This window comes from Diaphorobacter sp. B2A2W2 (assembly GCF_056730635.1).
On record NZ_JBWZOR010000002.1, the window covers coordinates 574,522 to 589,629 of the forward strand.

Sequence of the window (15,108 nt, forward strand, 5' to 3'; positions counted from 1 at the left end):
AGAACCATGACCGACCAAGAATCCCCAAGCTCTTCCAGCGCCCCCGCTTCCCATGCCGCCGCGGCGGCCCCGCAGCGCCTGCAGGCCCTGCTGGGCGACGGCCTGCGCCGGCGCTGGTGGCAGAGCATCACCCTGTGGCTGGCCGTGCTGGTGCTGGCCGCCGCTGCCGGCGGCTGGTGGTACTGGCAGGACCGCCAGCGCGCCCAAGCGGCGCCGCGCTATGTCACGCAGGAGGTGCAGCGGGGGCAGATCACGCTCACCGTGGCGGCCAACGGCACGCTGCAGCCCACGCGGTCGGTGAATATTGGCAGCGAACTCTCGGGCACCGTGCGCCGCGTGCTGGTGGACGTGAACGACCAGGTCAAGAAGGGCCAGGTGCTGGTGGAGCTGGACACCACCAAGCTCGACTCGCAGGTGCTGCGCTCGCGCGCTTCGGTCGCGTCGGCGCAGGCGCGCCTGGCACAGGCGCAGGCCACCATGCAGGAGGCGCGCGCCAGCCTGTCGCGCCTGGAGGAAGTGGCCCGCCTGTCCGGCGGCAAGGTGCCTTCGGCGGCCGAGCTGGACACCGGCCGCGCCGCCTACGAGCGCGCCCAGGCCGACGAGGCCGCTGCGCGCGCCAGCGTGCAAGATGCGCGCGCAGCGCTGGCCACCGACGAGACCAACGTCACCAAGGCCTCTATCCGATCGCCGATCGACGGGGTGGTGCTCTCGCGCGCGGTGGAGCCGGGCAATGCCGTGGCTGCGTCGCTGCAGGCGGTGACGCTGCTCACCCTGGCCGAGGACCTGACCAAGCTGCGCCTGGAGGTCAACGTGGACGAGGCCGACGTGGGCTCGGTGCGCCCGGGCCAGAAGGCCACCTTCACCGTGAGCGCCTACCCCTCGCGGCGTTACCCGGCGCGCACCACGCGCGTGGCCTTCGGCTCCACCAAGACCGACAACGTGGTCACCTACATCACCTACCTGGAGGTGGATAACGGCGATCTGAGCCTGCGCCCCGGCATGACGGCCGCGGCCACCATCACCTCCACCGAGCGCAATGACGTGCTTACCGTGCCCAACACGGCCCTGCGCTTCAAGCCCGCGGGCGCGGCGGGGGAAGCCCCGCAGGCAGGCCGGCCCGGTGCACAGGGCAGCTCTGGCGCAAGCGCGGGCGGCAGCGGCGGCATCATGTCCCAGCTGATGCCGCGCATGCCACGCCCCTCGGGCCAGCGGCGCAGCGCGGGCGCGGACGGCAGCCGCGGCGACGGCCCCCAGCGCCAGGTGTGGGTGCTGCAGGACGGCACGCCCAAGCCCGTGCGCGTGAAGACCGGCATCAGCGACGGCCGCGTCACCGAGGTGGAGAGCGACGAGCTGCAGCCGGGCATGCAGGTCATCACCGACCAGCTTGCGAGCGGGGCGAAGCCATGATTGCGCCCGCCGATGCGCAGCCGCTGATCCGCCTGCGCGGCATCACCAAGGTGTACGGCGAGGGCGCGCTGGCCTTCCAGGCGCTCAAGGGCGTGGACCTGGACATCGACAGCGGCGACTTCGTGGCCATCATGGGCCCCAGCGGCTCGGGCAAATCCACGGCCATGAACGTGCTGGGCTGCCTGGACCGGCCCACCGCAGGCACCTACCTGTTTCGCGGGCTGCCGGTGCACTCGCTGTCGCGCGACGACCGTGCGCGGCTGCGGCGGCGCTTCCTGGGCTTCGTGTTCCAGGGCTTCAACCTGCTGGCGCGTACCTCGGCGCAGGAGAACGTGGAGCTGCCGCTGCTGTACCGGGGCGAGAGCACGGCCGCGCGCCATGCGGCTGCGGCCCGCGCCCTGGACGCCGTGGGCCTCAAGGGCTGGGAGCACCACACACCGGCCGAGCTGTCCGGCGGGCAACAGCAGCGCGTGGCGATTGCGCGCGCCATCGTCACCGAGCCTACGGTGCTGCTGGCAGACGAACCCACGGGCAACCTGGACACGCAGCGCAGCCGCGAGATCATGGAACTGCTGTGGCGCCTGAACACCGAGCAGGGCATCACCGTGCTCATGGTCACGCACGAGCCCGACATGGCGCAGTACGCGCGGCGCATCGTGCGCTTCGTGGACGGGCGCATCGAAAGCGACGAGCGCAATCCGCACCCGCATGCGCAGGTGCCCCGGGAAGCGCCTGCAAGTGCAGGCACGGGGGAGGTGGCGCCATGATGCTGCTCAACTCTCTGCTGCAGGCGCTGCGCTCGATACGGCGCAACCTGATGCGGTCCTTTCTCACCGTGCTGGGCATCGTGATCGGCGTGAGCGCGGTGATCACCATGGTCACGCTGGGCAACGGCGCCACGCTGGCGGTGCAGGCGCAGATCTCCAGCCTGGGCACCAACCTGCTGCAAGTGCGTCCTGGCCAGCGGCTGGGCCCCGGCGGCAGTGGCGGCGCACCCTCGTTCAAGGATGTGGATGCCGAGGCCATCGCGCAGCAGATCGGCGGCATTCTGGCCGTGGCGCCCGAGGCGCGCACCAGCGCCACCGTGGTGGCCAACGGGCGTAACTGGGCCACCAGCGTCATGGGCAGCACCAATGCCTGGCTGCAGACCGGCAACTGGACGCTGGAAAGCGGGCGCGAATTCACCACCGACGAGCTGCGCGTGGGCGCTGCCGTGTGCCTGATCGGCCAGACGGTGCGGCGGGAGTTGTTCGCCGGCGGCGATGCGCTGGGTGAGCGCGTGCGCGTGCGCCAGTTTTCGTGCGAGGTGGTGGGCGTGCTGGCCTCCAAGGGGCAGGGCGCCTTCGGCAACGACCAGGACGATCTGGTGCTGCTGCCGCTCAAGACGCTGCAGCGCCGCGTGACGGGCTCCACGCGCGTGCCGACGCTGCTGGTGTCCATGAAGGATGGCAGCGACCCCGAGCGCGTGAAGGCCAGCCTGACCGAGTTGCTGCGCGAACGCCGCAAGCTGGCCGACACCGACGATGACAACTTCAACGTGCTGGACACCAAGCAACTGGCCGACACCTTCTCGGGCACCACGCGCGTGATGACCACGCTGCTGGGCGCGGTGGCGGCCGTGAGCCTGCTGGTGGGCGGCATCGGCATCATGAACATCATGCTGGTGAGCGTGACCGAGCGTACGCGCGAGATCGGCCTGCGCCTGGCCATCGGCGCGCTGGAGCGCGAGGTGCTGATGCAGTTCCTCATCGAGGCCGTGGTGCTGGCTGCTTTGGGCGGTCTCATCGGCATCGTGCTGGCCACGGGCGCGTCGATTGCGCTGGCGCAGGTGATGGGCATCCCCTATGTGTTCCACGCGGGCGTGAACCTGCTGTCGTTCGTGTTCTCGGCGGGCATCGGGGTGCTGTTCGGCTACTTCCCGGCCCGCCGCGCCGCGCGGCTGGACCCCATTGAGGCGCTGCGCCACGAGTGAGGCGCTGCGATGGGGCCGCACGCGGCCGCGGCGTTCGATGCGGCCAGGCGCCGGACTGGACAAGCCGAGACAAGGCCCGGCCTGCGTCGAACGCTGACGGTTTAGTCGGAGTCTCGCTGTGGCGTGCCCTGGAAGAGGATTAGGTTAAAAATGGGCGGTGGCGCCCATCCGACAAGCGGCAGTAGCTATATAAAACATAGCAAAAGGGAGGCCGCCCGGCCGCCCTGGAATCAGGCGACGCTCTGCGTCTTGTCAGTCGATGGCCAGTCGAACGGCGCTGCTCTGCGGCGGCTTCTTGGCCAGTACCAGGGTGAGCACGCCATGTTCCAGTCGCGCCGTGCTGGCCTGCGGGTCGATGTCCTGCGCCAACTCCCATGCACGCTGCACGCGCCGGGGCGCACCTTCGGCGCTGGCGACGCGCACTTGGTTGCCTTCGATCGTGACCGCGAGTTGCTCGCGCGACAGGCCTGGCACGTCCAGCTGCACGGTGATGGCCTTGTCGTCCTGCTGCACGTTCACGCCTGTGGCGCGTGCATCGTGCGGCGCGGCGGCGGGGGCAGTTAGTGTGTGGTGCAGGAAGCGTTGCAGGGCGGCGTCTCCCACGCGCGGTGCGACATAGGTGGCGTGGCGGATCACGGGGGCGAAAATCATGTCGGTGGCTCCTGGGTCAGACGCGGCACGGGTTGGCCGCATGGACCGCACATGTGTTTGCGTGCGGTGTTTTTCAAGAGTGCCCCACCGCGCGGATGGAACGTCGCCTTGCAATGGGTTACAACGAGCGCGCGCGGGAGGGACATCGCTCAGGCTTCACAATGCGGCCCTGCTGCGGATTTTTCTAGCTGATGCCCGTGTCTCGATTCCCACGCCTTTCCCCCTTCGCTTCCCTGGGCTGCCGGCTGGGCCTGGTGGCCTGTGCCCTGCTGGCTGGCTGCGCCCACATTCCCGACACCATGCCCGGCCTGGACCGCAACCTGCAGTTCTCGCCCAACGACTTCGATACCGCCGGCATGCACACGCGCCACATGGCGGCGCCGCAGGCCAGCACCTGCGAGGCGGCCCGGCGGGCGCTGCTGAGCCAGGGCTACATGGTGCACGTGGCCTCCAGCGACACGGTGGCGGGCCGCAAGTACTACCAGCCCCACACCGACGTGCACTACGTCGTGGAGATGCGCGTGGTCTGCGCATCCGAAGGGCAGGGCGACGTGCGTACGTCGGCCTTTGCCAGCGCGCTGCAGGACCGCTACGTGATCAAGAAGATCAACAACTCGGCGTCGCTTGGCGTCGGTGGCATCGGCTCGGTGTCGCTGCCCGTCACGGCGATCGACGACACGCTGGTGAAGGTGGGCAGCGAGACCATCGCCGATCCGCAGTTCTACGAGCGGTTTTTCCAGCTCTTCGAGCAGTTCGTGCGCGCGGCGCCCGTGGTGCCGGCCACGCCGACGGTGGCGGCCAAGCCAGCCCTGCACGAGCGCGAAGCCGTGCCGCACGCTGCGGTCGCCGCGACCGTTGCGGCGCAGCCGCCTGCCGCTGCTGCAGCCACCACCGCCAGCCCGGCTGCAGAGTCCAGCACCCCCGCGCCCCGGGTTCCAGCCTGGGAGCAGCCGCGCACGCAGGCGTCCGCGCAAGCCCCTCAGCCAGCGCCAGAATCGCAGCCGGCCGGCGCATCCGACGGTGCACCTGACGGCGCGGCGCCGCAGGGCATCCAGCAGCTCATGGCCCAGTGAATTCCATTCTTCGTGAGCCAGCGCGCCGCTGCGCTGCCATCTTTTCCTGCTTGTGTCCGTTGCCATGATGATCCTGCCCCGCCGCCATGTTCTACGCGCCTGTGCGTTGGCTCTGTCCTCCCTGCTGGGCGTTGCGGCGCCGCTAGCCGGTGCAGCGGCGCCGCCCCAGGGCGCGCCGATCCGCGTGGCGCTGATCGAGAGCCTGTCCGGCAGCTTTGCCAATACCGGCGAGGCGGTGTTCCGCAACATCGCCTGGGCCATGGAACGTGTGAACGCGCGCGGCGGCGTGGCACTGCCCCCTGCGGCGGGCGGGGCGCGGCCGCTGATGCTGGTGCGCTACGACAGCAAGGGCACCAACGAAGAGGCGCTGTCCGCGCTGCGCGCCGCCATTGACGGCGGCGCGCGTTTCGTCATGCAGGGCAACTCATCGGCCACGGCCGCTGCGCTCATCGACGCGATCAACAAGCACAACCAGCGCGAGCCTGGCAAGCGTGTGGTGTTCCTGAACTACTCGGCCGTGGACCCCGCCCTCACGAACGAGAAGTGCAGCTTCTGGCACTTTCGCTTCGACGCGCATGCCGACATGCGCATGGCAGCGCTCATGGAGGTGATCCGCGAGGACAAGGCCCTGCAGCGCGCCTACCTCATCGGGCAGGACTACAGCTTCGGCCAGGCCGTGCTGCGCGAAGCCCGGCGCCAGCTGGCCGCGCAACGGCCCGATGTCGCCATCGTCGGCGACGAGCTGCACGCCGTGGGCCGCGTGAAGGACTTCGCGCCCTACGCCGTGAAGATCAAGGCCAGCGGCGCGCAAGCCGTCATCACGGGCAATTGGGGTAATGACCTCACGCTGCTGGTCAAGGCTGCGCGGGAGGTGGGCTACGACGGCATGTTCTATACCTTCTACGGCAACGCGCTCGGCGCGCCTGCGGCCCTGGGCGATGCCGGCGTGGGCAAGGTGGTGGCCGTGGCCGACTGGCTACCCAATCTGCCCACGCAGGGCAGCGAGACCTTCTACCGTGCCTTCCGCGAGCGCTTTCCCAGCCCGCAGGACGACTATGTGCACATGCGCATGCAGCTCATGGTCGAAGCGCTTGCGCAGGCCCTGCAGCAGGCGGGCAGTGACGATCCGTTGGCCGTGGCGCGCGCGCTGGAGCATGCCAGTGTCCGCCTGTACGGCCAGGCGGGCGCCATGCGCGCGCAAGACCACCAGTTCCAGCAGAACCTGGTGGTGGGGGTGATGGACCGGCTGGGGGCGCCCGGCGTGAAGTTCGACGTGGAAGGCTCGGGCTACGGCTTTCGCGTGGTACGCACCATCGCCGCGGACAAGGCGGCGCAGGCCGCCAGCTGCCAGATGCAACGGCCTGGAGTGGGGGGGTGATCGGCGGGGTGGTTGGACGTTGATGTGGCTGGCCGGGCGCACCTACCGGCCAGCGGCATCCACCTTACGACCAGAGGCTCATGCAGAGCACAACCGATACCACTGGAATCAAGGCCGCGCCGCCGCTACCGCCCGCCCCAACTCGATCACCGCCATGGCGTAGTAGCTCGACCAGTTGTAGCGCGTGATCGCATAGAAGTTCTCGGTGCCGGCCACGTAGCTGGGCGCCTCAGCGCCATTCTGCAGTTCCACCAGCGCTAATGGACCCGTGTGCTGCGCGCCTTCGCTCTGCACGTGCGCCCCTTGGGCCGCCATGCTGGCGACGCTGAAGGTGGGCAGGATGTCCGGCGCCAGCAGCGCGTCCAACTGCAGCGTGGCCGCGTCGAACGCCACTGCGTAGTGCGTGGGCATGCCGCTCTGCCAGCCGTGGCCCACGAAGTAGTTGGCCACGGAGCCGATGGCGTCCTGTGTGCTGCGCCACAGGTCGATGCGGCCGTCGCCGTCGAAATCCACCGCGTAGCGCGACCAGCTCGACGGCATGAACTGCCCCAGACCCATGGCGCCCGCGTAGCTGCCGCGCGGGGTGTGCGGGTCGATGCCCGTGCGGTCCATGAGGGTCAGAAACTGCTCCAGCTCGCGCTGGAAGAACGCGCGCCGCTCGGCAGCGCGCGGGTGTGCGTCGGGAAAGTCGAAGGCCAGCGTGGCCAGCGCGTCGATCACCCGCAGGTTGCCCATGTGCTGGCCGTAGAGTGTCTCCACGCCGATGATGCCCACGATGATCTCGGCGGGCACGCCGTATTGCGTTTCAGCGCGCGCCAGCGCATCGGCGTTGTCCTGCCAGAAGCGCAGGCCCGCGCGGATGCGCGTGGGCTCCACGAAGCGCGCACGGTAGGCCGCCCAGTTCTTGGGCGTACCCCGCGCGGGCGGCAGCACCAGGCGCGGCACCTGGGGCAGCAGCCGCGCTTGCCCGATCGCCTGGCGCACCCATTCGCGGTCCAGCCCGCGCCGCTCTGCCAGATCGTCGGCGAACTGCATGGCCTGCGCACGTTGCGCATAGTGGTAGGTGGCCGCGGTCTTGGTGGCTGTTTTTTTAGAATGATTTTGGGCTAAGGCGCTTATGGGTAAAGCGCTGACAGCTATTAAAAATGTAGCTTTTGCAAGGGTGCGGATCATGGGGCAGAGGGGCGTGGATTCTGCGCGGTGGGCCAGGGCAGGCGGCGCAATTCGCGCTGCAGGTCGGCCAGCAGGGCGCGGGGTTCGGGGGCGTAGCGGGCCTGCTCCACGCGCAGCAGCCACTGCGCGGCGGCTTCGGCGGGGGCGCCCAGTTCGGCGCGCGCACGCGCGGCCATGGTGCGTGGCGGCAGGTGGGGTGGCAGCGGCAGGCCGGCGCGTGCCAGTCGCTGGCGGGCCTGCAGCAGCAGGCGCTGCCAGGGGTCCTGGCGGCTGCGCTCCCACAGGGCCCAGCCTGCGCCCGTGGCGGCGGCCAGCGCGGCCAGCAGGCCCAGCAGGCGCACCAGGTCCTGCCAACTGGGCGACTGCATGCCCAGCGACTTGAGCAAATCGAGCTGGCGCCCCTGGGTGTAGTTCAGCACCCATTGGTTCCAGCCGTTGTTCACGGCCTCCCACACCGACCGCAGACTGCGTACCAGCGAAGGGTTGACGACGGCATCCATCGCGGTGCCCAACACGCCGCGTGGCGCCTGCAATCGCTGGAACTGGCCGATGCGCCCCGGCGACACGGCCCCCGTGGGGTCCACGCGCACCCAGCCGCGGCCCTCCAGCCAGACCTCGGCCCAGGCGTGTGCGTCGCTTTGGCGCACGGTCCAGTAGCCGTCGATACCGTTAAGCTCGCCCCCCTGGTAGCCCGTGACGATGCGCGATGGCACGTCCAGCGCGCGCATCAGCACCACGAAGGCCGAGGCGATGTGCTCGCAAAAGCCTTCCTTGCGGTCGAACCAGAACTCGTCGGCGGTGTGCTCGCCGTACACGCCGGGCTCCAGCGTGTAGGTGTAGCCGCCCGTGCGCAGCCGTGCCAGCGCGGCGTCGATGTAGGCCTGTGCCCCGCTGGCGGACACGCGCGCCGCGATCGCGGGGTCGGCCTGCATCTGTTCGGCCAGGGCCAGGGTGCGGGGGTTCATCTCCGCGGGCAGTTCCACGTAGCCGTTCAGCAGGGAGGTGCGCCGCGTGGGGCCGTGGGTGAAGCGCAGGTGGCTTTCGGCGCGGTAGCGCAGCACGCTGGAAATGGGCCGGCTGGCGGACCATAGCAGTTCGGGCGACATCATCGCGCCAGTGCCCTGTGGGAGTTCGGGCCGCTCCTGCACGGCGTCCAGCGTCAGCAGCCAGGGGCGGCGGCTGGGCTCCAGCGTGACCTCGTAGCGCACGGACTCACCCTGCATTTGCAGGTTGGCCGGCGTGGGGTAGGCCCAGGTGATGCCGCGCGCCTCGGGCTGCGACAGTGCATACCAGTCACGCCCGTTGAAGGCTGTGAGCACCGGGCCGCGAAAGTACAGGCTGCTTTGCGGCGGTGGGGCTCCGCCCGGCGTGTCAAAGCGCACGCGCATCGCCACGCTGTCGTCCAGCACCAGCGACGCCATGCTGCCGATGGACATCTCCCCCGACAGGCCGCTGCGCCCCGAGCGCGCATCGTCCGGCACGCCCCACAGCGGTGCCATGCGCGGAAACAGCAGGAACAGCGCCACCATGATGGGCGCGCCCAGCAGCGCCATGCGCGCGGCGGTGCGCATGGAGGCCGCCAGCGGCGGCCGCCCCACCGGCATGTGGGCGTTGACCAGCGCGGTGAGCAGCCCGAGCAGCGCCACCAGCAGGGCGGCGGCCGTGGGCAGCGACTGCGAGAAGAAGAAGTTGGCCAGCAGCGTAAAGAAGCCGAGGAAGAACACCACCATGGCATCGCGCCGCGCGCGCAGCTCCAGCGTCTTGAGTGCCAGCAGCACCACGATCAGCGTCACGCCCGCGTCGCGCCCGACGATGGTGCGGTGCGACAGCAGCGTGAGTGCCACGGCCGCCGCAAGCAGTGCGCCAATCACCCAGCGCCCCGGCAGGGCACGCGCGCCCACGGCCAGCCAGCCGCGCCAGGCCAGCAGCGCTGCGGCCAGCGCGCTGGTCCACAGCGGCAGGTACGCGGCCAGCGGCGCCACGCAGCAGGCCACCACAGCCAGCAGGAACAGGGTGTCGCGCGCTTCGCGCGGCAGGTGCGAAAGCCGCTGGGCCAGATTCACGTCGAGGCTCCCGCGCGTCGATAGATTTTGCTATTGAATGAATAGCTGGCCGCGCTTGTTTGTAGAGGGCTAGGTGCTTTTTTCATGTCAAACACAGAATCAGCACAGCGCCAGTGCCTCCAGGCAGCGGTGGCGGTGTGCGGCGCCGCTGTCCGGTGCAAACTGCTGGCCGGGCAGGCGCAGGCCGTATTCCACGCCCAGCCGGTCGGCCTGCAGCACCCAGGCCGTGAGGCGCGAGACGCGGGCCTCCGGGTCCTGCAGGCCGGTGGCAGCGCCGTCCAGCCAGAGTTCGTGGTGCTGCGCCTGCTGGGTGTCGCGGCTCACCAGGTCGTCGGTGCCGGTGGCAAGCGACTTGGCGGCTTTCTTCCAGACCACCAGCTTGAGTGGGTCACCCCGCCGGTACGCGCGCACGCCATCGAATTCCCCGATGCCGCGCGCCGGTGCCTGGCCGCCGCTGCCCGAGCGCGGCTCGCCGGCGGGCAGCGCAGGGGCGCCCACCTCCGGGCGCGGGTAGACCAGCAGCTGCGCGGCGGGCTGCCACAGCGTCCACACGCGGAACGTGCCCAGCGGGTAGCGGGTTTCCGCCATCAGCACGGGCACGTCCTGCAGCCCGCGCCGCGCGGGCTGGAACGCCACCCGCACGGTGGCGGAGCCTTCGGCGGGCACGTCGGTCCAGGCCCATTCCGCGGCCTGGCCGCCGCGCACCGCCAACGCGATGCCATGGCGCGTGGCGCGCCGCGGGTTGTGCAGCTGTACCTGCAGCAGCGCGCCAGCACCGAGGAACTGCGGCTGCGGCGGCACCAGGTGCAGCGTGAGTCCGCGCAGTGTGGCGTGGCACAGGTGCACGCCCACCACCACGCTGCCGGCGAGCAGAAAGGTGAGCAGGTAGCCCAGGTTGAGTTGGAAGTTGATGGACGCCACCAGCAGCACCAGCAGCGTGAGGGCCAGCATCCAGCCAGCGCCTGTAGGCAGGATGTAGATGTTGCCCTGCGTGAGCGTGAGCGTGTCGGTGCGCCGCAGGCGCGCCAGCCACCAGCGCTGCCAGCGCGCGGCCACGGCACGCCAGGGCATCTGCCGCGGGGCCGCGGCACCGGGCGGTGCGGCCTGCTCGAATGCTGCGGGCATGGCGTCAGGGCAGGGGGACGGACTCGACCATGGCGCGCACCTGCTCCACGGCGCCGCGGCCGGCGTCGCCCACCGGCACCAGGCGGTGGGCAATGGTCTGCGGCAAGATGGCCTGCACATCGTCCGGCGCCACGTAGTCGCGCCCCTCGATGAGCGCCTGGGCCTTGGCCGCCCGCATCAGCGCGATGCCCGCGCGCGGCGACAGGCCCTGCAGGAACCAACGGCCCGAGCGCGTGGCGGCGATGAGGTCCTGCACATAGTTGAGCAGCGGCTCGGCCGTGTGCACGGCCAGCACCTGGTGCTGCAGCGCGGCCAGATCGTCCAGCGACAGCAGCGGCAGCAGGCCGTCCAGCATGTCGCGGCGGTCGCTGCCGGCCAGCAGCAGGCGCTCGGCGCCACGGTCGGGATAGCCCAGCGAGATGCGCATGAGGAAGCGGTCGAGCTGGCTCTCGGGCAATGCGAAGGTGCCCAGCTGGTCGTGCGGGTTCTGCGTGGCGATCACGAAGAACGGGTGGGGCAGGGCGCGCGTCTCGCCTTCCACCGACACCTGCTTTTCCTCCATGGCCTCCAGCAGCGCGCTCTGCGTCTTGGGGCTGGCGCGGTTGATCTCGTCGGCCAGCAGCACCTGGGCGAACACCGGCCCGGGGTGGAACACGAAGGCCTCCTTGCCACGCTCGTACACCGACACGCCGGTGAGGTCGCTGGGCATCAGGTCGGCCGTGAACTGCACACGCGCGAACTGCAGGCCGAAGGTGCGTGCCAGCGCATGGGCCAGCGTGGTCTTGCCAACGCCCGGCACGTCCTCGATGAGCAGATGCCCGCCGGCCAGCAGGCAGGCCACGCAGTCCTGTACCTGCGCGGTTTTGCCCACGATCACCGTGTTAAGCTGATCCAAAAGCGACTTGATCTTCTGCTGTGCATGCATGGCGTGACGTTATCCGAAAACGATTGAGACACCGGGGAATGACTGTGAGCAAGACGGGCTATTACACCCACCGTGACTGCTGGAAGCACGAGATGGGCCCAGGACACCCCGAATGCCCGGCGCGGCTGGACGCCATCGAGGATCGGCTGCTGGTGACCGGCGTGGCCGATGCCTTGCAGCATTGTGAGGTACCGCTGGCCTCACTGGCCGACATCGAGCTGGCCCACGACCGCATGCACATGGCTGCGCTGCGCGGCCTGTCCGACCGTCTGATCGAGGAAGAGGCCGCGGGCGGACCGCCCTATGTGCAGGTGGACACGGACACCTCGATGAACCGCCACACCTGGATGGCCGCGCTGCGCGCCGCGGGCGCCGCACTGGCCGCCACCGACGCGGTGATGGCCGGAGAGATCGAGAACGCCTTTTGCAGCGTGCGACCGCCGGGCCACCACGCCACGCGCACCAAGGCCATGGGCTTTTGCTTCTTCAACAACGTGGCCATCGCCGCCAAGTACGCGCTGCAGCGCTACAACCTGAAGCGCGTGGCGGTGGTGGACTTCGATGTGCACCACGGCAACGGCACGGAAGACATCCTGGCCGGCGACCCGCGTGCGCTCATGGTGAGCATCTTCCAGCATCCGTTCTACCCGTACTGCGGGGACCAGGAGCCGGCGTCCAACATGCTCAACGTGCCCGTTCCCGCCTACACCAAAGGCATGGAGGTGCGCGACATCGTGGACATGGTCTGGATGCCGCGGCTGGAATCGTTCAAGCCCGAGATGATTTTCGTGAGTGCGGGCTTTGACGCGCACCGCGAGGACGACATGGGCCAGCTCAGCCTCAACGAGCAGGACTACGCCTGGATCACCATGCGCGTCAAGGATGTGGCCCGGCGCTTTGCCCGCGGCCGCATCGTGTCGTGCCTGGAGGGCGGCTACATGATGGGGCCGCTGGCGCGCAGCGTGGAAGCCCATGTGCGCGTGTTGGCAGACCTTTGATTCTTCCCCGCGCGCGCCGCGCGGTATTCGTACTCAGGAGACTTCGCCATGACTTCCTCCCCCTCCACGGCGGCCGGCGGCGGCCCACTGCGTGTGCAGCGCGACGATCGCGGCGTGGTCACCCTCACGCTGGATGACGCGCCGCGCTTCAACGCCCTCGGCCACGAGATGCTGGCAGCACTGCAGCAGGCACTGGACGAGGTTGCGCGCGACGACAGCGTGCGCGTGGTGGTGCTCGCCGCGGCTGGCAAGGCCTTCTGTGCGGGCCACAACCTCAAGGATATGGCGGCCAACCCGGACTTGGCGTGGTACCAGCGCCTGTTCGCCCAGTGCAGCCGCATGATGCTGAGCATCCACAAGCTGCCCATACCGGTGATTGCGCGCGTGCACGGCATGGCCACGGCGGCGGGTTGCCAGTTGGTGGCGCAGTGCGACCTGGCCGTTGCCAGCGAAAACGCGACCTTTGCGACCAGTGGCATCCACTATGGCCTGTTCTGCGCCACGCCCAGCGTGCCATTGGTGCGCAACGTGCCGGCCAAGCGGGCCATGGAGATGCTGCTCACCGGGGACTTCATTGACGCGCGCACCGCGTTGGACCAGGGGCTGGTCAACCGCGTGGTGGCGCCCGAGTCGCTGGACGCCGAGGTGGAGTCGCTGGTGCAGTCCATTCTGCAGAAACCCCGCGTAGCCGTGGCCATGGGCAAGGCGCTGGTGTACCAGCAACGCGAACTGGGCCTGGACGCGGCGTACCAACTGGCGGGCCAGACCATGGCCACCAACATGATGGACGACGCCGCGCAGGAAGGTGCACGCGCCTTTGCAGAGAAGCGTCAGCCGGCCTGGAAGCCGGCTGCTGATAAGGCCTGAGCCGAGGAGCGCCGCGCTGATGGAATGGTGGGAACGGCTGGCGGCCGACTTCCGGCTGTCCAGCCTGTGGCTGGAACTGGCGGTGCTGGCCGGTAGCGTGGCACTCGCTTATGGGCTGAGCCGGCGGGCCGGTCGAGGACAGCCGCCGGAGTCGGTCTGGTTCGGCCGCCGCATCGTGGACGGGTTGATGTTTCCTGCGGTGGTGCTGGCACTGGTGTATGGGGCGCGCGTGGTGGTGGAACAGTACCAGGCGGTTTTCCTGCTGCGCCTGGCGGTGCCGGTGTTCACGTCGCTGGTGCTGATCCGCTTCGTGGCACGCGTGCTGGCCATGGCGTTTCCGCGTTCAGGCCTGATGCGCCTGATGGAGCGCGTGCTCTCCTGGCTGGCCTGGGGCGTGGCCGCCTTGTGGATCGCCGGGCTGCTGCCGCGCGTGCTGCAGGAACTGGACGACATCCGCATCGCGTTCGGCAAGTCCAGCGTCAGCCTGCTGGCGCTGCTGCAAGGCGGCCTGTCCGCGGTCCTGGTGCTGGTGGCTGCGCTGTGGGCGGCGTCGACTTTCGAGCGGCGCGTGCTCGACCATGCGGTGGCCGACCTGTCCATGCGCAAGGTGGCAGTGAATGCCACGCGGGCGCTGCTGCTGTTCGTGGGGTTGCTGCTGGCGCTGGCCGCTGTGGGGGTGGACCTCACCGCGCTGTCGGTTCTGGGCGGTGCGCTCGGCGTGGGTCTGGGCTTTGGCCTGCAGAAGCTTGCGGCCAATTACGTCAGCGGCTTCGTGATTCTGCTGGAACGCTCGCTGCGCATTGGGGACAACGTGCGCGTGGATGGTTTCGAGGGCCGCATCACGGACATCAAGACGCGCTACACGTTGATCCGCGCGGGCAACGGGCGCGAGTCCATCGTGCCCAACGAAAGCCTGATCACCCAGCGCGTGGAAAACCTGACCGCGTCCGACCGCAAATTCAACCTCACGACCAATATCACCGTCGCCTACGGCAGTGATGCCGCAAAGGTGCAGCAGATCCTGTGTGCTGCGGCGAGTGCGCAAGCGCGCGTGCTGGGCGACCCGGCGCCCGTAGCCTTCTTGCTCGATTTCATGCCCGACGGGTTGGTGTTCAACCTCAATTACTGGATCAATGATCCGGCTGCCGGCACTGCCAGCGTGCGGTCTGCGGTCAACCTCGCGGTGCTGGAAGGCTTGCGCACAGCGGGTATCGAGATCGCACAGCCACAGCGCGTGGTGCATGTCGTGGCTTCGACGCCGGGGCAGGATGGAGTCGCGCCGGCGGCACTGCCACCGGCGTAGGCCTCGACCTGCCATGAATGCACTGGCATAATCGTCAAAAAGCACGATCGTTCGTTTTTGCCTTGTGCACCATGTTTCCATGACGGAAATGCTGCAGTGCGCAATAGAATGGACCGGTTTACGTAAACGTCAAGCAATCAACTATTGAAGGAGCCGCAGCAATGAAGGTTTTG

Annotated in this window: 13 protein-coding genes; 8 read left to right on the top strand and 5 right to left on the bottom strand. The window is 69.1% G+C overall.

Annotated elements, in window-relative coordinates; genetic code table 11:
* The first annotated feature begins 6 nt into the window (after positions 1-6).
* The 3 genes from AC1PPL_RS05965 to AC1PPL_RS05975 are packed head-to-tail and all read left to right on the top strand — an operon-like array spanning position 7 to position 3,379.
* Complete coding sequence (locus AC1PPL_RS05965) at positions 7-1,407, top strand: efflux RND transporter periplasmic adaptor subunit (protein ID WP_123676059.1); 1,401 nt, start codon at positions 7-9, stop codon at positions 1,405-1,407.
* The gene (locus tag AC1PPL_RS05970; protein WP_252102393.1) at positions 1,404-2,174 is read left to right on the top strand and encodes an ABC transporter ATP-binding protein; all 771 of its coding nucleotides are present in this window, start codon (positions 1,404-1,406) and stop codon (positions 2,172-2,174) included. Before AC1PPL_RS05965 ends, AC1PPL_RS05970 begins: the two co-directional genes overlap by 4 nt.
* Entirely contained in the window at positions 2,174-3,379 is a 1,206-nt protein-coding gene (locus AC1PPL_RS05975) for an ABC transporter permease (RefSeq protein ID WP_187148620.1), read from the top strand. The genes AC1PPL_RS05970 and AC1PPL_RS05975 overlap by 1 nt, the downstream gene beginning before the upstream one ends.
* A 252-nt stretch (positions 3,380-3,631) precedes the next feature.
* On the opposite strand, the gene AC1PPL_RS05980 is transcribed toward AC1PPL_RS05975, so the two are convergent.
* Positions 3,632-4,030 (bottom strand): Hsp20/alpha crystallin family protein, encoded by a 399-nt coding sequence (locus AC1PPL_RS05980; protein ID WP_172207315.1) that lies wholly within the window; start codon positions 4,028-4,030, stop codon positions 3,632-3,634.
* Between the two features lie 191 nt (positions 4,031-4,221).
* Here AC1PPL_RS05980 and AC1PPL_RS05985 point away from each other — a divergent pair, with 191 nt between their 5' ends.
* The gene (locus AC1PPL_RS05985; RefSeq protein WP_479972894.1) at positions 4,222-5,103 is read left to right on the top strand and encodes a DUF2242 domain-containing protein; all 882 of its coding nucleotides are present in this window, start codon (positions 4,222-4,224) and stop codon (positions 5,101-5,103) included.
* Positions 5,104-5,170: 67 nt separating this feature from the next.
* Positions 5,171-6,481 (top strand): branched-chain amino acid ABC transporter substrate-binding protein, encoded by a 1,311-nt coding sequence (locus AC1PPL_RS05990; RefSeq protein ID WP_479972903.1) that lies wholly within the window; start codon positions 5,171-5,173, stop codon positions 6,479-6,481.
* Between the two features lie 108 nt (positions 6,482-6,589).
* Here the strand turns inward: AC1PPL_RS05990 and mltB are convergent, their stop codons facing one another.
* From mltB to AC1PPL_RS06010, 4 genes are all read right to left on the bottom strand, one after another.
* The gene (gene mltB, locus AC1PPL_RS05995; protein ID WP_479972895.1) at positions 6,590-7,654 is read right to left on the bottom strand and encodes a lytic murein transglycosylase B; all 1,065 of its coding nucleotides are present in this window, start codon (positions 7,652-7,654) and stop codon (positions 6,590-6,592) included.
* Entirely contained in the window at positions 7,651-9,717 is a 2,067-nt protein-coding gene (locus AC1PPL_RS06000) for a transglutaminase TgpA family protein (protein ID WP_479972896.1), read from the bottom strand. Before AC1PPL_RS06000 ends, mltB begins: the two co-directional genes overlap by 4 nt.
* Positions 9,718-9,816: 99 nt before the next feature.
* Positions 9,817-10,842 carry a DUF58 domain-containing protein gene (locus AC1PPL_RS06005; protein ID WP_479972897.1) on the bottom strand — a complete coding sequence of 342 codons (1,026 nt, stop codon included), beginning with the start codon at positions 10,840-10,842 and terminating at the stop codon, positions 9,817-9,819.
* Positions 10,843-10,846: 4 nt separating this feature from the next.
* Positions 10,847-11,767, bottom strand: a complete 921-nt coding sequence (locus tag AC1PPL_RS06010) for an AAA family ATPase (protein WP_011805970.1) — start codon at positions 11,765-11,767, stop codon at positions 10,847-10,849.
* 38 nt (positions 11,768-11,805) lie between these two features.
* Between AC1PPL_RS06010 and AC1PPL_RS06015 the strand changes: the two genes are divergently transcribed.
* Genes AC1PPL_RS06015 through AC1PPL_RS06025 form a run of 3 tightly spaced genes read left to right on the top strand, consistent with a single transcriptional unit; the run spans position 11,806 to position 14,935 of the window.
* The gene (locus tag AC1PPL_RS06015) at positions 11,806-12,765 is read left to right on the top strand and encodes a histone deacetylase family protein (protein ID WP_479972898.1); all 960 of its coding nucleotides are present in this window, start codon (positions 11,806-11,808) and stop codon (positions 12,763-12,765) included.
* Between the two features lie 48 nt (positions 12,766-12,813).
* Positions 12,814-13,632, top strand: coding sequence for an enoyl-CoA hydratase (locus AC1PPL_RS06020; protein ID WP_479972899.1), 819 nt, complete (start codon positions 12,814-12,816; stop codon positions 13,630-13,632).
* A gap of 19 nt (positions 13,633-13,651) precedes the next feature.
* Positions 13,652-14,935, top strand: coding sequence for a mechanosensitive ion channel family protein (locus AC1PPL_RS06025; RefSeq protein WP_287924446.1), 1,284 nt, complete (start codon positions 13,652-13,654; stop codon positions 14,933-14,935).
* The last annotated feature ends 173 nt before the right edge of the window (positions 14,936-15,108 follow it).